Annotated in this window: 18 protein-coding genes and 6 tRNA genes; 13 read left to right on the top strand and 11 right to left on the bottom strand. The window is 59.9% G+C overall.

Annotated features, from left to right (window positions below):
- Positions 1-593: 593 nt before the first annotated feature.
- The 8 genes from H8S57_RS15750 to H8S57_RS15715 all read right to left on the bottom strand — a co-directional run bounded on the left by H8S57_RS15750 (position 594) and on the right by H8S57_RS15715 (position 3,174).
- Positions 594-667, bottom strand: a tRNA-Cys gene (locus H8S57_RS15750).
- Between the two features lie 44 nt (positions 668-711).
- Positions 712-787: transfer RNA gene (locus H8S57_RS15745), tRNA-Gly, on the bottom strand.
- A gap of 91 nt (positions 788-878) precedes the next feature.
- Positions 879-954: transfer RNA gene (locus H8S57_RS15740), tRNA-Phe, on the bottom strand.
- Positions 955-957: 3 nt separating this feature from the next.
- A tRNA-Asp gene (locus H8S57_RS15735) sits at positions 958-1,034 on the bottom strand.
- Between the two features lie 34 nt (positions 1,035-1,068).
- Positions 1,069-1,144, bottom strand: a tRNA-Val gene (locus H8S57_RS15730).
- A 101-nt stretch (positions 1,145-1,245) separates the two neighbouring features.
- Positions 1,246-2,124, bottom strand: a complete 879-nt coding sequence (gene hslO / locus H8S57_RS15725) for an Hsp33 family molecular chaperone HslO (RefSeq protein WP_186908946.1) — start codon at positions 2,122-2,124, stop codon at positions 1,246-1,248.
- A gap of 5 nt (positions 2,125-2,129) precedes the next feature.
- The gene (locus tag H8S57_RS15720) at positions 2,130-2,876 is read right to left on the bottom strand and encodes a class I SAM-dependent DNA methyltransferase (protein WP_186908945.1); all 747 of its coding nucleotides are present in this window, start codon (positions 2,874-2,876) and stop codon (positions 2,130-2,132) included.
- A complete protein-coding gene (locus tag H8S57_RS15715; RefSeq protein WP_186908944.1) occupies positions 2,866-3,174 on the bottom strand; it encodes a YerC/YecD family TrpR-related protein in 309 nt (102 codons plus the stop codon). The genes H8S57_RS15720 and H8S57_RS15715 overlap by 11 nt, the downstream gene beginning before the upstream one ends.
- Positions 3,175-3,428: 254 nt before the next feature.
- Between H8S57_RS15715 and H8S57_RS15710 the strand changes: the two genes are divergently transcribed.
- Entirely contained in the window at positions 3,429-4,079 is a 651-nt protein-coding gene (locus H8S57_RS15710; RefSeq protein WP_243204863.1) for a DUF3298 and DUF4163 domain-containing protein, read from the top strand.
- Between the two features lie 244 nt (positions 4,080-4,323).
- Positions 4,324-5,601: an adenylosuccinate synthase gene (locus H8S57_RS15705; protein ID WP_186908942.1), complete on the top strand. Its 1,278-nt coding sequence runs from the start codon at positions 4,324-4,326 to the stop codon at positions 5,599-5,601.
- Positions 5,602-6,110: 509 nt separating this feature from the next.
- Here the strand turns inward: H8S57_RS15705 and H8S57_RS15700 are convergent.
- Positions 6,111-6,251 (bottom strand): hypothetical protein, encoded by a 141-nt coding sequence (locus H8S57_RS15700; RefSeq protein WP_186908941.1) that lies wholly within the window; start codon positions 6,249-6,251, stop codon positions 6,111-6,113.
- Between the two features lie 120 nt (positions 6,252-6,371).
- Here H8S57_RS15700 and H8S57_RS15695 point away from each other — a divergent pair, with 120 nt between their 5' ends.
- The 3 genes from H8S57_RS15695 to H8S57_RS18095 all read left to right on the top strand — a co-directional run bounded on the left by H8S57_RS15695 (position 6,372) and on the right by H8S57_RS18095 (position 9,323).
- Positions 6,372-7,262, top strand: coding sequence for a LysR family transcriptional regulator (locus H8S57_RS15695; protein WP_243204862.1), 891 nt, complete (start codon positions 6,372-6,374; stop codon positions 7,260-7,262).
- 101 nt (positions 7,263-7,363) lie between these two features.
- Positions 7,364-8,557 (top strand): coenzyme F420-0:L-glutamate ligase, encoded by a 1,194-nt coding sequence (locus H8S57_RS15690; RefSeq protein WP_186908939.1) that lies wholly within the window; start codon positions 7,364-7,366, stop codon positions 8,555-8,557.
- 592 nt (positions 8,558-9,149) lie between these two features.
- Positions 9,150-9,323: a hypothetical protein gene (locus H8S57_RS18095; RefSeq protein ID WP_369807644.1), complete on the top strand. Its 174-nt coding sequence runs from the start codon at positions 9,150-9,152 to the stop codon at positions 9,321-9,323.
- 51 nt (positions 9,324-9,374) lie between these two features.
- Here H8S57_RS18095 and H8S57_RS15680 read toward each other — a convergent pair whose 3' ends face one another.
- Positions 9,375-10,322 carry a DUF4349 domain-containing protein gene (locus tag H8S57_RS15680; RefSeq protein WP_186908938.1) on the bottom strand — a complete coding sequence of 316 codons (948 nt, stop codon included), beginning with the start codon at positions 10,320-10,322 and terminating at the stop codon, positions 9,375-9,377.
- A gap of 112 nt (positions 10,323-10,434) precedes the next feature.
- On the opposite strand from H8S57_RS15680, the gene H8S57_RS15675 reads away from it, so the two are divergent.
- The 3 genes from H8S57_RS15675 to H8S57_RS15660 all read left to right on the top strand — a co-directional run bounded on the left by H8S57_RS15675 (position 10,435) and on the right by H8S57_RS15660 (position 13,824).
- A complete protein-coding gene (locus H8S57_RS15675) occupies positions 10,435-11,175 on the top strand; it encodes an N-acetylmuramoyl-L-alanine amidase (RefSeq protein ID WP_186908937.1) in 741 nt (246 codons plus the stop codon).
- 10 nt (positions 11,176-11,185) lie between these two features.
- Positions 11,186-12,064 carry a LysM peptidoglycan-binding domain-containing protein gene (locus H8S57_RS15670; protein WP_186908936.1) on the top strand — a complete coding sequence of 293 codons (879 nt, stop codon included), beginning with the start codon at positions 11,186-11,188 and terminating at the stop codon, positions 12,062-12,064.
- A gap of 1,583 nt (positions 12,065-13,647) precedes the next feature.
- On the top strand, positions 13,648-13,824 hold the full coding sequence (locus tag H8S57_RS15660; RefSeq protein ID WP_186908934.1) for a hypothetical protein: 177 nt from the start codon (positions 13,648-13,650) through the stop codon (positions 13,822-13,824).
- Between the two features lie 199 nt (positions 13,825-14,023).
- On the opposite strand, the gene H8S57_RS15655 is transcribed toward H8S57_RS15660, so the two are convergent.
- Entirely contained in the window at positions 14,024-14,788 is a 765-nt protein-coding gene (locus H8S57_RS15655) for a class I SAM-dependent methyltransferase (RefSeq protein WP_287881171.1), read from the bottom strand.
- A gap of 860 nt (positions 14,789-15,648) precedes the next feature.
- On the opposite strand from H8S57_RS15655, the gene H8S57_RS15650 reads away from it, so the two are divergent.
- The 5 genes from H8S57_RS15650 to H8S57_RS15630 all read left to right on the top strand — a co-directional run bounded on the left by H8S57_RS15650 (position 15,649) and on the right by H8S57_RS15630 (position 18,548).
- On the top strand, positions 15,649-17,244 hold the full coding sequence (locus tag H8S57_RS15650; protein ID WP_186908932.1) for a recombinase family protein: 1,596 nt from the start codon (positions 15,649-15,651) through the stop codon (positions 17,242-17,244).
- Positions 17,245-17,269: 25 nt separating this feature from the next.
- On the top strand, positions 17,270-17,683 hold the full coding sequence (locus tag H8S57_RS15645) for a glycosyl hydrolase family 18 protein (protein ID WP_186908931.1): 414 nt from the start codon (positions 17,270-17,272) through the stop codon (positions 17,681-17,683).
- 301 nt (positions 17,684-17,984) lie between these two features.
- Positions 17,985-18,140 (top strand): hypothetical protein, encoded by a 156-nt coding sequence (locus H8S57_RS15640; RefSeq protein ID WP_186908930.1) that lies wholly within the window; start codon positions 17,985-17,987, stop codon positions 18,138-18,140.
- Positions 18,133-18,375 carry a hypothetical protein gene (locus tag H8S57_RS15635; protein ID WP_186908929.1) on the top strand — a complete coding sequence of 81 codons (243 nt, stop codon included), beginning with the start codon at positions 18,133-18,135 and terminating at the stop codon, positions 18,373-18,375. The genes H8S57_RS15640 and H8S57_RS15635 overlap by 8 nt, the downstream gene beginning before the upstream one ends.
- 96 nt (positions 18,376-18,471) lie before the next feature.
- Positions 18,472-18,548: transfer RNA gene (locus H8S57_RS15630), tRNA-Arg, on the top strand.
- The last annotated feature ends 424 nt before the right edge of the window (positions 18,549-18,972 follow it).

Below are 18,972 nucleotides of genomic sequence, written 5' to 3'. Positions count from 1 at the left end.
GCGGGAACTTGTCCTTGATCCTATTCCATTGTTTTTCGCTTATTTCATGTCTCTTCATGCTCCCATTCTATTACATCGTCGTTTTTCACACAATGGCTAGGTTTTAAAACAGACTCTAGTCCTATTATCGTCATGCACCCGGCGGCCGTAGTATTTGCCCTCTTGAGTATGCGCTGTTTGGATAATATAATCCATTTGCTCATACTCCTTGGTTTGGTACTTATTTTTACTTGAAATATTATACATCTCTTGTCAAAACAATACAACTTTGAGATTTGTCCAATAACAGGTTACGGGATGTACTCTAAAATAAAAAACGCAGAGATTTCTGCGCTTCCAAAACGTATGATTCAACTATTGAACCCATCGCCAATCGGCATAAGGTTCGGATTTGTTTGTTGTGGAACATCGAAATAGCATAAATACCTTGCACAGCCCGGGGCCCCACACGGCGGGGCGGCGCTTCTGCGCCGTCCCGCCGTTTTGCGCCGCTGGCGCAAACCCTTGGCGCAAAGCGAATTCACTTCGCCCGAGCATTGAACTATCCCCAGGTATCCAAAAAGAAACACCAGCCAACGGCTGGTGCTTCTTTTTGGAGGCGACACCCAGATTCGAACTGGGGGTGGAGCTTTTGCAGAGCTCTGCCTTACCACTTGGCTATGTCGCCCTATGGATAACAGGAGCAATTCTTTGCTCCTGTTATCATTTGTCTGGAGCAGGTGACGAGGCTCGAACTCGCTACCTCCACCTTGGCAAGGTGGCGCTCTACCAGATGAGCTACACCTGCGTGTCAACAGCACATCTTATGCCCAAGGCACGCATTTGATACCTATGAAACTGTCTTCCCCGGCGGACGCCCACAGGCATCCGCCGGAGAATGGTGCCTCCGGCCGGAATCGAACCAGCGACACGGGGATTTTCAGTCCCCTGCTCTACCAACTGAGCTACAGAGGCGAATGGCGACGCGGAAGGGACTTGAACCCTCGACCTCCGGCGTGACAGGCCGGCGTTCTAACCAACTGAACTACCGCGCCAGACGGTAGGGGGTTTGTGGAACCGCAATGCGGCTGGTGGGAACAACAGGGCTCGAACCTGTGACATCATGCTTGTAAGGCATGCGCTCTCCCAGCTGAGCTATGCTCCCTTGTCCGTGCTCAAACTCAAGCAGCGAAGGTTATTATACTAAAACCTCCCACTCTTGTCAACCACTAAAATCACTTTTCCCACATTTTTTGCTGGCGTCTCTTACAGAGACGCCAGCAGCGCCTCCAGCGCTTCCCGGGAATAGTGGTACGCCTGATCGCAGAACTGACACGTCAGCTCCGCCTTCCCCTGCTCCCGGATCAGCGCCTCCAGCTCCTCCCGGCCCATACTGATCAGGGCCCGGGTCACCCGGTCCCGGCTGCAATAGCAGCGGTACTCCACCGGCTCCTGCGCAAGCACCTCCAGCTCGAACGCCCCCAGCACCTGCTCCAGCAGCGCCCGCGCGTCGGCACCGGAGCGCAGGGCCTCTGTGACGGGCCCCACCGTCTGGATGCCCTGCTCAATGGCGCTGATCACTCCATCGTCCGCGCCGGGCAGCAGCTGGATCAGATATCCCCCGGCGCACAGCACGCTCTGGTCGACCTCCACCAGCACGCCCAGCGCGCAGGCCGTTGGGATCTGTTCGCTTTCCGCGAAGTAGGAGGTCACATCCTCGGCGATCTCCCCGGAGACCAGAGGGACCGTGCCCACATAGGGCTCTTTCATCTGCAGGTCCTTGATGACGGTCAAAGCGCCGGGAAGCCCCACGGCGGAGCCCACATCCAGCTTGGCCGGCCCCTTGAGGGGCAGATCCACCTGGGGATTCTGCACATACCCCCGGGCGTTTCCGGAGCTGTCGGATACCACGGTGATCCGTCCCAGGGGGCCCGCGCCCTTGATCTGTAGGGTGACGGAGCCCTTCTCCTCTTTGAGCTGATTTCCCATCATGGAACAGGCCATGAGGGCGCGGCCCAGCGCGGCGGTGGCCACGGGCAGGGTCCTGTGGATCTGCCGGGCACGCTCCACCATGTCTCTTGCGGTGATGGCCGAGGCCTTGACGGGCGCGTCCTTTGCCAGAACGCGGATGATACTGTCTGCCATGTTCGTCAGGATTCCTTTCGCGCGGCAAAAAAGATGCGTCCCTCCCCCGCTTTGGGGGCGCGCAGCTTCCGCTCGCCGTATTGTTTGATGCGGGAAAAGCCCGCCCGGACCAGCAGCGCCTCCAGCTCGTCCGGCTCGTAGGCGTATTCCTCGTGGAGCTCTTCCGCCCGGCTCCAGCGGCCGTCCGGCTCCAGGGTAAACAGGTCCATCCCGTAGGTGCATACGCGGCGGCGCGCGGAATAGTCCGCCCGCCAGACGCAGTAGGCGTCCGCGCTCTCGTCCAGGAATACCTGCCCGTCCAGGGCGCGCAGCTTGTCCGGCGTGTTGACGTCGAACATGAACAGCCCGCCGGGCATCAGGAAGGTATGCACCCGCTGAAAGGCCCGCTCCAGCTTTTGGGGGCTTGTAACGTAATTGACGCTGTCCAGGCAGCAGACGCAGGCGTCGATGGTCCCGTACAGATCCAGCTTGTCCATGGACTGGTGGAGAAAAAGGGGCGGGATCTCAGATGCCTGCCGGCACTTTTCGGCGGCCTGAGCCAGCATTTCCTCCGACTGGTCCACCCCGATCATCTCATACCCCCGCCGGGCCAGCTCCAAGGTCAGGCTGCCGGTACCGCAGGCCAGGTCCAGCACCGTATGGATGGGCAGGGCGCTGCGGGCAAAGTGGCGCTCCAGATAGTCTGCCCAGCGGACGTAGTCCACATCCCGGGTGAACTGATCGTAGCACCCGGCCAGGTTCTCATACGCCATGCTGATCCATCTGCTCCTTGATCCTGGGCAGCACCGCCTGATAGCCGTCCGCCCCATACTGGAGGGACCGGTTCACCCGGCTGATGGTGGCGCTGGACGCGCCGGTGCGCTCCAGGATATCGTTGTAGATCATGCCGTCGGACAGGAGCATCGCCACCTCGAAGCGCTGCTCCATAGCACGCAGCTCCGCCACCGTGCACAGGTCGGAGAAAAATTTCTTGCACTCGTCCAGATCCCGGAGCGTCAAAATGGCCTGATAGAGCACGTCGCTGTGCTCCCGCTTTTCGTTTTTTGTCATTTGCACGTTTGCCTCCCAATCGTTTCTCAGGAAAAGCGCCTTGTTCAACAACTCCTATTTTACCAAAGTGAAGTATGGAAGTAAACCACTTTTTCATAGGATTGCCAAAGTCGTACGACATTTGCTTTGCCCCGGCGGGCCGCCGCCCGCTCGAAAAAAGCGGCTGGGCCGCCCTTTCGACCCTTCTCTTTTTCACCCTTGCGTGAAATGCGCCATACGCTGTAGAGAGAAATGAGCCGATGGGAGGCGCGGGCATGAAGATAGAAGACGGACTTTGGAAGCAAACGCTGAACTGGGAGGGCGAACCGGTTTTGACGGTTTCCCTGCAATTTCCCCGGCTGTCGGAGGAGACGGCCGGGCAGCGCCGGATCGCCCGGTACTACCGGCAGGCGGCCGAACAGTGGAAGGCGCGGTGGACAGGGCCGCTTTTTCTCCGGGCCCAGGCGGCGGCGCGCCTTGCCCGGGAGCAGTCCCGCCCCTTCCGCCCCTGGGAGGCGGCGCTCACATACCGCCTCACCGTTCAGTCGGAGACGCTGCTCAGCCTCTATCTGGACGCCTATGAGTTTTCCGGCGGAGCGCACGGGGTCACGGTGCGGCAGGGAGACACCTGGGAGCTGCCCCGGGGCCTGCCCCGCTCGCTGGCCTCCTTTTTCCCGCCCCGCTTCCGCTGGCGGCGGGCCGTGCTAGAACAGGTGCGCGCACAGATCGAGGCGCGGCTGGCCAACGGCGAGGCCTGGTTCTTTGAGGACTGGCGGCAGCGGCTGCCCGCAGCCTTTGACCCGGAACACTTTTACTGTACCCAAGCGGGTCCGGCGGTCTTTTTCCCGCTCTACCGCATCGCCCCTTACGCCGAGGGGATCCCCGTCTTTCCCCTTTCCCTGCCGGAAGAAGCAGCGTGCCGCTAAAGCAGCAACGCCCTTTTACCGGCAGGGCTGCGGCCCGCTGCGGGCGCGAAGTCTGTGCGGCCCTGTTTCCAGGAAAATTTCTTCCCTTCTTCCGGCGATCGGCGCAGATTTTTTTACATTTTATGCCTTGTCTTTGCAAAAAATCCGCGATATAATAAGTGCCGCTGTGGGCCCGGCCGGGGCTGCGGCATGTTCGCACGCGGGAAAAGGCCAATGCGCGAATCCCCGCGGCAGGAGGAACATCATGGTCAAAGCAATCGTTGGCGCAAACTGGGGCGACGAGGGCAAGGGCAAGATCACGGATCTGCTGGCCGAAGCGTCCGACGTGGTCATCCGTTTCCAGGGCGGGGCCAATGCCGGTCACACGATCATCTGCGATTACGGAAAGTTCGCACTGCATCAGCTTCCCTCCGGCGTCTTCTACCCTCACACCACGAACATCATCGGCAACGGCGTAGCGCTGGACGTACCCAAATTCATCGCCGAGCTCAAGAGTCTTGCCGACGGCGGCGTACCCGCCCCCAAGGTCATCGTGGACCAGCGTACGCAGGTGCTCATGCCCTATCATGTGCTGCTGGACACCTACGAGGAAGAGCGTCTGGCCGGGGCCGCCTTTGGCTCCACCAAGTCGGGCATCGCCCCCTTTTATTCGGATAAATACGCCAAGATCGGCATCCAGGTGGCTGATCTTTGGGATGAGACACGGCTCATGGGTCAGCTCAGGCACGCCTGTACGCTGAAAAATGTGCTCATGGAACACCTCTACCACAAGCCGCTCCTGGACCCCGAGGCCCTGTTCGACACCCTGATGGACTACCGGGACGCTCTGACGCCCTATGTGGGCGACGCGGTCACCTTCGTCCACGAGGCGCTCTCCGCCGGAAAGCAGGTCCTGCTGGAAGGGCAATTGGGCTCCATGAAAGACCCGGACCTGGGCATCTGTCCCTTCACCACCTCGTCCCACACCCTGGCCGGCTTCGGTACGGTGGGCGGTGCGGTGCCCCCCACCGCCATCACGGACGTGGTCTGCGTCTCCAAGGCCTATTCTTCCGCCGTAGGCGCGGGGGCCTTTGTCTCCGAGCTGTTCGGCGAAGAAGCGGAGCAGCTGCGCCGCCGGGGCGGCGACGCCGGCGAGTACGGCGCCACCACCGGGCGCCCCCGCCGTGTGGGCTGGTTCGACGCGGTGGCCACCCGGTACGGCTGCATGGTCCAGGGCGCCACGGAAGTAGTGCTTACCGCCATCGACTGTCTGGGCTATCTGGACGAGATCAAGGTATGCACCGGCTACGAGATCGACGGCAAAACGACCGACGTCTTCCCGGTCCCCGCTCTGCTGGAGCGGGCCAAGCCCGTTTACACCACGCTGCCCGGCTGGAAATGCGATATCCGCGGCCAGACCGATTATGCCAAGCTGCCTCAGGCGGCCCGGGACTATGTGGACTTCATCGAAGCGCGCATTGGCTGTCCCATCAAGCTGGTCTCCACCGGCCCCAAGCGTCACGAGATCACCCGCCGCAAATGACCCCGCGCAAACGGAAGCCGCAAAGCGTTGCTTTGCGGCTTCTTTTTTGACGCATGGACCGCCGTCCTGCGCCGCCCTCCTCCAATAAAAACAGCTCCCGGCCCCATTGCCGGAAGCTTCTGCTGCGCGGCAGTCCTATCGGACGGCCGGAAACAGTCCATGACGGCACGCCAAGGGCTGCCGGACCAATCGTTCCGCTGCATCCCCGGGGAGTCCCAAAGCTCGGAATACGCCCCCAGCAGCGTCCCGCCGCCGCACAGCCAAGCTGCAGGGCCGGCATGGCAGCCATCCGGTTCCTTCATCAGGGTCACTCCGTTCCGTCTGTCTCCGACGGACGGAGCAGCGCGCCGGTTCGCCGGAGAAATGCTGGCACCCTTACCTGTTCGTTCCATACGCCACGATCGTTTCGGTCAAACATGTTTCATTTTTGGCCAAAAACGACGGGGGCAGCGCCCCAGTCGTTCGGCTGAGGCGCTGCCCCCTTAACTCCCCAATCCGCAGAAGCGGCGTTACGCGTTGCGCTGGAGGTCCCGGAAGGCCCGCCAGGGGCTGCCCTTCCAATAACGCTCCCGGAGCGTGTTGTACCCGCCCAGCTGCATCAGGCGGTACCCTTCCTTCCACTCGTTCTTCCGATCCCTTGTCATCGTCATACGGCGCGCTCCTTTCTGTATTTCGTGGTTGACTTCCTTCTGATTGCAGTATACAATACTTCCATACATGAGTCAAACGAATCTTTTTTATGTTTATCATGAGCGATTGGAATGATACAAATGAACACCACCAAGTGTCAGATCCTATTGAAAGCGGTGGAGCTGGGGAGCATCACCCGCGCGGCGGAGGCCCTGGGCTACACCCAGTCGGCGGTAAGCCGCGCCGTAGCGGATCTGGAGCGGGAGTGGGACGTGGCGCTGCTCACCCGAAACCGGAGTGGGACGGTGCTCACCTCCCAGGGGGAAGCCCTGCTTCCCTATCTGCAGGCCCTCTGCAACGCCGGGCGGGAATTGGAGACCCAAGTGGCCGCCCTTCATGGGCTGACCCGGGGCACTCTGCGGGTGGGCACCTTTGCCAGCGCCTCCATTCAGCTGCTGCCCGCCATCATGAAGGAATTTATGGGCCTGTATCCCGGTATCCGGTTCGAGCTGCTCTGCTGCTGGGAGTTCGCCCAGGTGGAGGATCTGATTCGCCGGGGCCAGGCGGACTGCGGCTTTCTGGGCCTTCCGGTCGGGCCGGACCTGGAGACCTTTCCCCTGTTCCGGGATCAGCTCATGGCCATCCTGCCCCCGGATCACCCGCTGTCCCAAGCCCCATTCTACCCGATGGCCCGTTTTGCGGAGGATCCTTTCATCCGTGTGCCGGAGGACCGGGACGTGGAATTTGGCCGCATCTTTCAGCAGGCCGGTGTGCGCCCCAACCTCCATTACACCGTCAACGACGATTTTGCGATCCAGGCCATGGTGGAGCAGGGGCTGGGCGTGAGCATCCAGCCCGAGCTGATCCTGCAAAATTCCGGCCACCGTTTTGCGGCCATCCCTTTGGAACAGCCCCACTTCCGGGATCTGGTCCTGGCCGTGCGGAGGGGGCGCGCCCCCTCCGTCCTTACCGCCCGCTTTGTGGACTGCGTCCGCCGCTGGATCGGCCAGGCGCATCCGTCGGGAGCGTAACCGTTCAATTTTGATTTTACATCTTTCCGCAAATATAGTATAATCCATTCAGCGCGGCAAAGCTGCCGCCATGATTTGAATTGAATTAGGAGTGTTGTTGCATGAGCCGGATGGTCGGTACCGTATCAAGGGGGATTCGCGCTCCCATCATCCGCAGCGGGGACGACCTGGTGGAGATCGTCACCCAGTCTGTTCTTGAGGCCGCCCGCCAGGACGGCTTTTCCGTCCGTGACCGGGACGTAATTGCCATGACCGAGGCCATCGTGGCCCGGGCCCAGGGAAATTACGCCACCGTGGACGACATCGCCGCCGACGTGCGCGCCAAACTGGGCGGCGGCACGGTAGGCGTACTGTTCCCCATCCTCAGCCGGAACCGCTTTGCCATCTGCCTGCGGGGCATTGCCAAAGGCGCCAAAAAAATCGTCCTGATGCTCTCCTATCCCTCGGACGAGGTGGGCAACCATCTGATCGACGTGGACCGGATGGACGAAAAGGGCGTAGACCCCTATCGGGACGTGCTTACCCTGGAGCGCTACCGCGAGCTGTTCGGATACACCACCCATCCATTCACCGGTGTGGACTATGTGGACTATTACGCCCAGCTCATCCGGGAAAGCGGCGCGGAGGCGGAGATCCTCTTCGCCAACGACCCCAAAGCCATCCTGCCCTATGCCAGGGATGTGCTCTGCTGCGATATCCATACCCGCCAGCGCACCAAGCGGCGTCTGAAAGCCGCCGGAGCGGAACGGGTGCTGGGGCTGGACGAGATCATGACCGCCCCGGTGAACGGCAGCGGCTGCAATGAGCGATACGGCCTGCTGGGCTCCAACAAATCCACGGAGGATAAAGTGAAGCTCTTTCCCCGGGACTGCCAGGGCCTGGTGGAGGCCATTCAGGCCCGGCTGCTCTCTGAGACCGGCCGGCACGTGGAAGTCATGGTCTACGGCGACGGGGCCTTCAAGGACCCGGTAGGCAAAATCTGGGAGCTGGCCGACCCGGTGGTCTCCCCCGCTTACACCGCCGGGCTGGAGGGTACGCCCAACGAGCTCAAGCTGAAGTATCTGGCGGATAATGATTTTGCCGCCCTCTCCGGCGAGGCCCTGCGGGATGCCATCAAGGGCGAGATTCAGAAGAAGGACGGCAGTCTGGTGGGCAAGATGGCCGCTCAGGGCACTACCCCCCGGCGGCTCACCGACCTGATCGGCTCCCTGTGCGACCTGACCTCCGGCTCGGGCGACAAGGGGACCCCCATCGTCCATATCCAGGGCTATTTCGACAATTATACCACGGAATAACGCAGGCGCGCCGCCCGCCGCTGCGGCGGCGAAGCGCTGCGGGGCTTTTGGGACACACCGGCGCCCCGGGCTATTGGCCCGGGGCGCCGGTGACTGTCGAAAAAGTGGCGAAGCCACTTTTTCGAGAAGGCTGCACGAAATTTTCACCTCGATTTCTTGCGAAATGGTCGGCAAAAATCTCGTGAGAAGTGTTATTTCCGAGGCACATGTCCCCGGAAATGACCGTCTTTGATTTTATTCCGTCGTCTGCGGACGACGGAACTCTGCGAGGCTCTCCTGCGGGAGGATTTTTTGACATGCTGCGGCGCCCCGGGCTATTGGCCCGGGGCGCCGGTGCGTTTCATTGTTTGAAGCCATTTCATTGCATGACGGTAAAAAGCAGGCGCTCCTGGGTTCAGGAGGCTCGGGACATGGCAAATGAGGATGAAAAGGATTTCAACGCGATGCTGCTGCGGGACAACGGTATGCCCCGGGTGCAGATCGTGACCGATCCAAAGGCCATCGAACCATACGGCAAGACGCGAATGTGCCTGTCCCCGCCCAGGGACTATGACCGGACGTGCGTCGGGCCCCCTTCGGGCAGGCGCTCACCGTGGGGGATATCCGGGACCATTTTGCCCCGAGGAGCGGCGCGGGTCTTACCGACCCCGCCGCCGCGGGCATTTTCGTCTCCATCGCCGCCTGGGCCGGCCACCAGCGGGCCCGGTTGGAGGCCGAGGGGCATTCCATCCTCTGCCGGGGGCATACCCACCCCGCTGGTATGTAGCCGACGATCGGACGCATCTTTACCCTCCGCCCGGAGGGAAAACGCGCCCGCTCACTCCTGGGCCGGCGGTTCAGCGGGGGCAGACGCTGCGGGCGGTGCGGCGCGCTTTTTTCTGCGGCGCAGGCATACGGCCAGGACCACGGCCGCCGCGGCCGCCAGCACCAGCAGGGCGATCAGGTGATAGGCGCACCAGACGATGACATTGCCCAGCGCTTCCCCCGCCCCCTGCGCTCCCTCCGAAAGGGCGGTTGAGATCCGCGTCCCCAGGCGGTCGGCGGTCCCGGCGCCGTCGCTGAGGCGGCGCACCTCGTACAGCTCCACGCCGATGGTGGCGTAATCCACCAGGCTGTCGTACCGGCGCAGCTCGGTGCTGTACTGCTCGATCTGATACTCCACCTCGCTGAGGGCGTTCTCCAGGTCGATGATATCCTCCATGGTGGCGGCCTGCTCCAGCAGCGCGAGCAGCCGCGTCTGCTTGGTCTGCTGGGTGCGCAGGCGGGCCTCGGTGTCAAAATAGACCTCTCCGATCTCCTCTGAGCTCTGGTTCAGGCTGACCACATACCCCACGCCGTCCACGCCGCTCAGAAACGTATCGTAGGCCTGCCTGGGCACCCGTATCACGTAGCTGCCGTACCGCGCGGCATTGCGGTCATAATAGCCGCCGCCCTCCACCGCGGCGCTTTCATAATAGCCTCCCTGTTCCACCACCAGGGCGTTCAGTGCGGCTTCCGCGGCGGAGAAGTCGTCGGTCTGGAGCCGTGCCGACGCCCGGCGGATCAGCTTGGCGTTCTCGTCGGAATAGACCCGGCTTTCCCCCGCAGCGCTTTCGCTTTCCGAAAAATTCAGTCTCTGGTCTGCCACGGTCGCTTCCATGGGGGCCATGGCCTCCGGCGCCGCCTCCTCCCCGGCGGAGGAGGCGGAGGAGGAGTTGCCGCCGCTGCAGGCACAGGTCAGGAGCAGGAGCAGGGCGAGCGGGAGCAAAAGACGGTTTCGTTTCATTGGAGCACCTCCATTCGTTTTGTTTGCGCGGTACTTTTTAGACGCGTCCCGCTTCCAAAGGTTCCCTTAAACTGCGCCCGCGCATAGGATGGGGCAAAAAGGAGGTATCCCCATGCCTGTGATCTACCTTTCTCCTTCCACCCAGGAGAACAACCTATATGTCAGCGGCGGTACTGAGGAGGAGTGGATGAACCGTCTGGCCGATGCCATGGTGCCCTATCTGACGGCCTCCGGCATCCAGTACGTGCGCAACACGCCGGATATGACCGCCGCATCGTCGATCCGGGCCTCCAATGCGGGCAATTTCGACCTGCACCTAGCCCTCCACTCCAATGCCGCTCCGGAAGGGCGCTACGGACAGGTGCGCGGCATCCTGGTCTACTACTATCCCGGCTCCGCCGAGGGGCAGCGGGCCGCCAACCTGGTGGCCGACGGTCTGAAACAAATCTATCCTCTGCCCAACAACGTCCGGGCCGAGCCCACCATTGCCATCGGTGAAGTGCGCCGGGTGCGGGCCCCTTCGGTCTTTCTGGAGCTGGGTTACCATGATAACGTGGACGACGCGGCCTGGATCAAAAACAACCTGGATTCGGTGGCCCGCAGTATCGCGCTCTCCCTGACCGAGTATTTCGGCCTGCCCTTCCTGACCCCCCAGTCCCCCCGCAGCGCGGTGGTGGACGTATCCTGGGGCTATCTGAATATCCGGGACCGGCCGGACCGCTCCGCTCCCGTGGTGGCGCGGGCCTACGACGGAGCCCGTCTGACGGTGCTCAACCAGTGGCAGGGCTGGTATCTGGTGCGCTTTGGAGAGGTGATGGGCTGGGCCAGCAGTGATTTTGTCACGCTGATCTGAGGGCAGGGTCATGGTCATCCACGTAGTCCGCCCGGGCGAGAGTCTCTCCTCCGTCGCCCGGGAATACGGCGTGCCCCTGTCCCAGCTGGCGGTGGACAACGGCCTGCAGAACGATCCCCGGCTGGTGGTGGGGCAGGCGCTGGTGGTGCAGTTTCCCCAGCAGGTGCACACCGTGCAGCCCGGTGAAAGCCTCTCTTCCATCGCCCGGCAATACGGCATGAGCCTGCGGCAGCTCTATCGCAACAACCCGATCTTGGGCGGCGGCCCGGTCCTTTACCCCGGCCAGACGCTGGTCATCTCCTATGAGGGCGCGACCGAGGGCGTCCTCTCGGTGAATGGGTACGCCTATCCCTTCATCGACAAGGACCTGCTCCAGTCCACGGTCCCCTATCTGACCTTTCTGACCCCCTTTACCTATGGCTTTACCCCGGACGGGACGCTGGTGGATCTGGATGACGGCGTACTGATCGCCATGGCCAAGGCGGGGGGCGCGGCCCCGCTGATGCACCTGTCCACGCTGACCGGAGAGGGCGGCTTCTCCAATGAACTGGCCCACATCGCCCTCACCGACCGAACGGTGCAGGATGCGCTGATCTCCAACCTCCGGCGCACGCTGGAGGAAAAGGGCTACCGGGGTCTGGATGTGGACTTTGAGTATGTCTTTCCCGAGGACGCATCGGCCTATGCCGCTTTTCTCGGCCGCCTGACCGCACTGCTCAATCCCCTGGGCTATCCGGTCATCGCCGCACTGGCCCCCAAGACCTCCGCCGACCAGCCGGGGCTGCTGTACGAGGGCCACAACTACCGCGCCATTGCCGAAGCCGTCAACGAAGTGCTGCTTATGACCTATGAATGGGGCTATACTTATCACCACACAGGTCCACGGTGACGCCGGGGAGCCTGCGGCCTTCCCGCCCCTGCTTCCAGGCCGGAGAGATGCCTCCGCTGAAATGCACCTGCCCCCGGCCGCTGCATAGAATGTATTGCAGCTCGTACTGCAGTTCTTCGGAGGTGAGAATAGCCTTGGAACAAAATTCCTCAGTTACAATGATCGCACGGGTGCTGTGTGTGGAATGCTGCCGGCTTCTGGTCTGCGATTGCTATACGCATCAAGAGGTTCTGGTACACACCGATCGAGCCTGCTGTTTCTCGTGCGGCGATTGTGTCTGTATCCGTTACAGCGGGGCCATGACCATGAGTATACCGCCGCAGATCACCGCAACCTGCATCGATCTTCACTGTCCCTGCGGTTGAACAAAGGCGGGCGCCCTCCGGCGCCCGCCTTTGCGTGTCAAAAAGTGGCTTTGCCACCTTTCCGAAGGAGCTGCGGCCTGCTGCGGGCACTCGCCGTCCGCTTACGGCGGACATCTGGCACACTTACAGGCCAAGAAGCGTTTGCTCCGACGCACATGTCGCCGGAGCAAACGGATTGGACTGGATTCGCGCCTGTACCCCAAGGGCATTTCCGCGCCTGCTCTGCAGGCTTGGGCACGGGCGCGAACTCTGTGAGGCTTTTTCGGCAAGCTGGAGCGGACGCCCTCCCTTCCTTGGAGGCGTTTTTCTACATACCGGCGCCATGGTCCTTTCCGCTGCACACCGCGGCCTTTCCCCGGCGTCCAAGCGCCGTCTGTCTCCGTCTGTCTCCAGTCGGCATATCCTGTAATATGACGATAGGAGGTGTCATGCATGCTCATGCAAGCCGTCGTGATCGAGGTACAGTGGGAACGCCTGCTCGTACTGGATCTTGATACACGGCAAACGATCCTTGTAAATACACCGGATGCACGCCGGTTCCGCCCCGGTGACCTGATCCGCATCCGGTACAACGGCGTAATGGCGAACAGCATACCGCCGCAAATATCGGCATCCAATATCGCTGTGATCCCGCGGGACACAGTTCCGCCCGCTGTTTTTCCTCCGGCTGTCTTTCCGCCGGTTTTCTTTCCTCCGATCGTGCGTCCGCCCGCCGGATGCCGCCGGTGTCCCCCCTTTGCGCGCCCGCCCTTCGGCCCCGGCTTCCGGCCCTGGTGACGCCGGTCCTTCCGCGCCGCCCCCCCAAAAGGGGGCGGCTTTTTGGCGCCTTTCGCAGGCCCCGATTTCATAAATTTCCCGTTTGTGTTCGGCTCCCGTCAGCCCCGGTTGGGTACCGGGAAATATTACATTTGAAAAATAGTTACAAAACGGTTACAATCAAAATGTCTTCGCGAGACCAATACTTATAAGGAGGTTTCACCCATGTTCTGCTTTAATGGCAATAACTTTAATTGCGGCTCCATCTGGGAGACTCTCTGCCGGTATTTTGGCGTCGGCTGCTAAGGGAATCTGAGTTGGCGGCCCCAGCGGCCTGCGCCGCTGGGGCCGCTCGTCCTGCAGCCTGCTTGCCCACGCGGAGCAAACATGGCCCATGTTCGCTGCAGAACCGCCTGATAGATCGGGCCGGTTGCGGGCACACTATCCGCGAGGTGATGGAACATGGAGCCGACCTACAGTGATATTTATATGCTTCTCCAGCGCGAACCGGTGGCAAAGCAGTATTTTGACACGCTGCCGGATTACGTTCGGGAGCAGATCCGCACCCGCCCGAACGGGGTCAACTCTTTCGCCAGTCTCAAAGACTACGCCGAAAATTTGACCCGCGGGGACGGATGAAAAACAGTGCCGCCCAAAGCCGGGGCTTCATAAAACAGTGAACGGCATGATCTAATTGCGATCAGGCCGTTCAACGTGTAAAAAAAGTCTTTTGGCCACGCTAAACAGCCCTGACTTCTTCGGTCAGGGCTGTTGTCTCGCAGAGCGCACGATACAGTGTCAAAGATCCATTGTATAGAAGTGCGCCCTAATAACCGATTTATTTTACCTTTTCAGCTACCAGTAAAAAGCGATGAATTAATCCTTCGATACATCCCTTTCGCTCTAAAACCCGCTGTGCATTCAACAATCTATCCTTGCAAGTGTCTACCGAGAAATTAGGGAATTCCCACTCTATAATTCGGGCAAACCAAACAAGTGCGCCTACATCAAAAAACTTAATGGGTCTGAAGCATTCCCGTTCATCAAGGATATCAAATCCCGCATTACGAAACTGCTTGCGTACTTTTTCAAGATACTGCTCTGGAAACGGAAGCTCAACCTTTCCTAACAAAAGTTCTACCAGTTCACGATCATTTTCGGCTCCCACTTGTTCAGTAATAAAGATGCCTCCAGCTTTTAGAACTCGATATATTTCCTGTGCATTAAAATCACCGTGACGATTGATGACTATATCAAATTCCGCATCATCAAAGGGGAGAATGTCCTTTCCGTCGCCTGCACGAAAATCAATCCCGAGGGGAAGCAAGGTTTCCCTGCATAGCTGAATATTCGGAGGGTATGCCTCTGTCGCACTTGTGTTTGTATGAGGATGGTGAAGCGATAACAGAAATTCCCCCCCACCAGTATCCACATCCAACAGTTTCATTTCCGGCTTGAGGTAATGCAGGATGATACTCTGATAATCCCAAGGCAAATCGGTTTCCTCGGTATATCTGCCATCAATGTGAGAAAAATCCCATCCGTGGATATGGGCAACACTTTCTTCTTTTTGCCAAAAGCTTATCAATTCGATTTCGTTCACAATAACTACTCCTATCTGCATTTGGTAATTATAAATCAAAAATAGGTGCAGTCAACTGGCAACATCATAAGAATAGGCTCGATACAATCTGCTGCCAGATTTACAACTGCACCGAGTAGTTACCTCGAATAAGTCTCATTGCGTGAGCTCACCGCCTTTTAACTAATAGTATAGCACAAATTCATAAACAAATCTACATGAACCGTATCAAATGGTCACGTTGTTGGAAACGTGAAAGGCTGTCTCAGTATGCTTTTGTATGGTACAAAATAAGCATCACTTGGTTGCAAAACCTAGCGATGCTTATTCTCGTTTTAACCAAGATGCCGTAAAGCAGAAAATGTGGTGCTAAACCGTTTTACGGACACCCGCCCAATGGGCGGTACTGTTTTTCTGCCCTTTCCTCCCCTCTTTTCGGCTCACGTCGTCCGTTCGCCGTTCCGGCTTCTTTCTCTTCCAGCCCCGTCGGACGCCCTTTTTGCTCCGACCGGGCGAGGATATCCGCCACCCGCCGGTCGATCTCATTCCGTTTCTCCGGCTCCCGCTCCACACAGGAATCGAACAGGCAAAACGTTACGCCGCCGGATGCCGTTCCTTTCGCCCGCAGATCCTCCCATGGCGGCTCAAACGGAAACCGGTAAAGAAACGCGCCGTTTCTGCTTATGACCGTTCTGCTCATTGCGCCACCCCCCGGCACCCTATGCGTTTGCCTGCTCGTCCTATGAATCCGCAGCGGATACAAGCGGGCGGAGAATCATCAGCCGGGATGGAATGCATATAAACAAAGGGAGGAGGGCTCGCCTTTTCAGGACCGGCCCGCCTGCCCGGAGCGGTTTATCGCAGACTGTGAGGTGACTTCTGTGGGAGAATACTGCTTATACCTGCGCAAATCCCGTCTGGATCTGGAGGCGGAAGCCCATGGAGAGGGCGACACGCTGGCCCGTCATCGGGCCGCCCTTCTGAAGCTGGCCCATACCCGAAACCTTCCGGTCACGGGCTGCTATGAGGAAGTATGCAGCGGCGAATCCATTGCCGCCCGGCCGGAGATGCAGCGGCTCCTGAACGACGTGGAGGCGGGCCTCTGGTGCGGCGTCCTGGTCATGGAGGTGGAGCGCCTGGCCCGCGGCAACACCACCGATCAGGGCATGGTGGCCGATACCTTTAAGTACAGCGGCACCAGGATCATCACCCCTGCCAAGGACTATGACCCGGCGGACGAGTTTGACGAGGAATACTTCGAATTTGGCCTATTTATGAGCCGCCGGGAGTACAAGACCATCAACCGAAGGCTCCAACGGGGCCGCCGCGCCTCTCTGGCGGAGGGGAAGTACATCGCGGGCAAGGCCGCTTACGGCTATGAGCGCTACAAGCTTCCCGGGGAGAAGGGCTATTCCCTGCGCATCATCCCCGAGCAGGCTGAGGTGGTCCGGCAGATCTTCGACTGGTACGTCAACGGAGAGGAACAGCCCGACGGGTCCCTGCGTCCGCTCGGTTCCTTTACCATCGCCAAACGGCTGGACGCCTGCGGCGTTCCCGCCCCCAGCGGCGGAAAGTGGCCTGCGTGTACGGTCCAGGCGATCCTGGCCAACCCCACCTATATCGGCAAGGTCCGCTGGAGCTATCGCCCCACCGTCAAGCGCATGGTGGACGGCGCGGTGATCTCCTCCCGTCCCGTGAACCATGACGTGCCGCTTTCCGACGGCAGGCATGCCCCCATTCTGGAAGAGCCGCTCTACAACCGCGCCCAGGACATTCTGAACAGCCGCTCCCATCCCCCGGTCCCCAGGGCCGTCCCGCTCCAAAACCCCCTGGCCGGTCTGGTCGTCTGCGGAACATGCGGCCGCACGCTGGAGCGCCGCCGCTATGCGCGCGGCCAGGACTGCATGGTCTGTCCCAATCGGGACTGTGACACCAAAGGTTCTGTCCTGGAGACGGTGGAGCGGGCCATACTGGACGCTCTGGAGAGCTGGCTGTCCGGCTATCAGCTCCAGCTTGAACCGCTTCCGTCCGACCGCGCCGATCCGGGAGCGGAAAAAACGGTCGTCTTCCTCCAGCGATCCCTTGACGGCCTGCAAACCCAGATGGACCGTCTCTGTGATCTGGTCGAGCAGGGCGTTTACACGCCCCAGCGGTTCCTGCAGCGCTCCCAAGTTCTCTCCGCCCGTATGGCCGCGCTCGACCGGGCGCTTCTGGAGGCCCGGGCACACCAGGCCGCGTCCCGCCGCCTGACCGGCAGCCGCTTTCCGAGCCTCCCCCGCGTCGCGCATGTACTTGAGGCGTACCCCACCCTCGCCGACCCGGGCGCAAAGAACGCCTTGCTGAAGGAGATCGTCGACAAGGTGGTCTATTCCAAAACCCGGGGCGGCCGCTGGGTCTCCAGCGACATGCGTCTGTTCCTCTTTCCCCGCATCGAGCGGCTGGAAGAGCGCCCAGCCGTTCGATCACCGATGCCTTAGATGGTTTTATACTTATGGCCCGCCCATGGCGGTCGCGCCGCTGCCGAATGTGCGTCAGGTGGTGGAATATGCCCTGACCGAGATGCCGCCGGAACAGATCTGGCTGGGCGTCCCCACCTACGGCTACGATTGGCCTCTCCCCTTTGTACAGGGGGAGACCCGCGCCCAGTCCATCTCCCCCCAGGCGGCTCTGGCCCGGGCGCGCCGGTATGGCGCGGCCATCCAGTACGACGAGACCGCCCAGGCGCCCTGGTTCCGCTACACCGACGGGGACGGCGTGGTCCATGAGGTCTGGTTCGAGGACGCCCGCAGCATCCGTGCCAAACTGGCCCTCATTCCGGAATACGGCCTGCGTGGCGTCGGCTACTGGAACCTGATGCGGGACTTTCCCCAAAACTGGCGGGTACTGAATGCGCTCTACCGCATCCGGGAGGCGTAACTGCGCGTATTTTGCCGTTCATAAATCGTTCACAGTAAATTCGAAAACGGTTCACCAATTTCCAGTTCCTTCTGGTATTATAATCATTGTCAGGACACCAGAGACACAGAACAGAAACTCCTCCTCTCTTCCCTCTCTCTTTCCGAACACACAGCCACTGTCCCCCCTGCAGGGCGGCAATCGCTCCCTGCGGGGGGGACAGACCAAATGTTCCGCGCCTCTGTTTCAGGGGCGCGTTTTTTGATGTCCCTCCGAATATCCCGCCGCTCTGCCGACCATAATATGGTCGAGGTGATATTCCATGTCTTATGTCAATCCCGCCATTCGGGACAAATTCGAATCCATGCCCATTGACCTGAAAAACGCCATCCTCTCCATGGACGTGAAACTGGAGACCATGTCCGACCTGATGGCCTGCCTGGAACGCATCATCGCGGAGGGCGAGGGACATGCTTGACCATGCCGCCCTCACTCCGGAGGCACTGTCCTATTTTCAATCGCTCCCGCTCTCCTATCAGGTGGCCATGAACCACAGCAACCTGACCTTTCGCACCCTGGAGGACCTGAAGGCCTACGAGGAACGCAACCTCCAGGGCACCGACTCCGTTCTCTACCAGCGCCTGCCCGATCCGGCCATTCCCTCCAACTCCGCGTTGGACCCTTTGGATGCCCAGCTCCCCGATTCAAAATAAAAAACTCGTATTTTGGCAAATTCCCTCTTGCATTCTATCCCGGACTGTGCTAATATAATTAAGCTGTCAACGGGACAGGTTCCCAAACGACGGTATGCGGCTGTAGCTCAGCTGGATAGAGTGTTTGGCTACGAACCAAAAGGTCGGGGGTTCGAATCCCTTCAGCCGTACCAAATCCCGAAGCTTTGAGAAATCAGGGCTTCGGGATTTTTCTTTGATTTATCAACGGTTTGCTGGATTCTGAGCGAATACGAAATAATAAATCCAGATACAACATAACATGAAGAAATCGCAAAAATTGCACACGGATTTGCACACGAAATTGCGCGCCCAAAAACATCCCCCGGACACCAGCACAGGGCGTCCGGGGGTAGGGGAGGATGTTGGGGGAGCGAAAGATGAGAGGCGGGGGCGGAAGATGGCAGCTATCGTAGGAGTCTGTTTCGATATAACATATTTTGTGGAGTTACAGAAGTTGTCATTTGGAATATGTTGTAGCAATCAATTCATTATTTATCGTGGACTTGCTGAACAAAGTCAACAACGATTTGCTGGCATTTTTATATAAAATTGACGTATATTTTTGGTTACTCTGCT

The organism is Lawsonibacter hominis (assembly GCF_014287895.1).
In the GTDB taxonomy this organism is placed as follows: domain Bacteria; phylum Bacillota; class Clostridia; order Oscillospirales; family Oscillospiraceae; genus Lawsonibacter_A; species Lawsonibacter_A hominis.
Note: the sequence above shows the minus strand (reverse complement) of the source record. Positions and strands in the feature narration are given on the sequence as shown.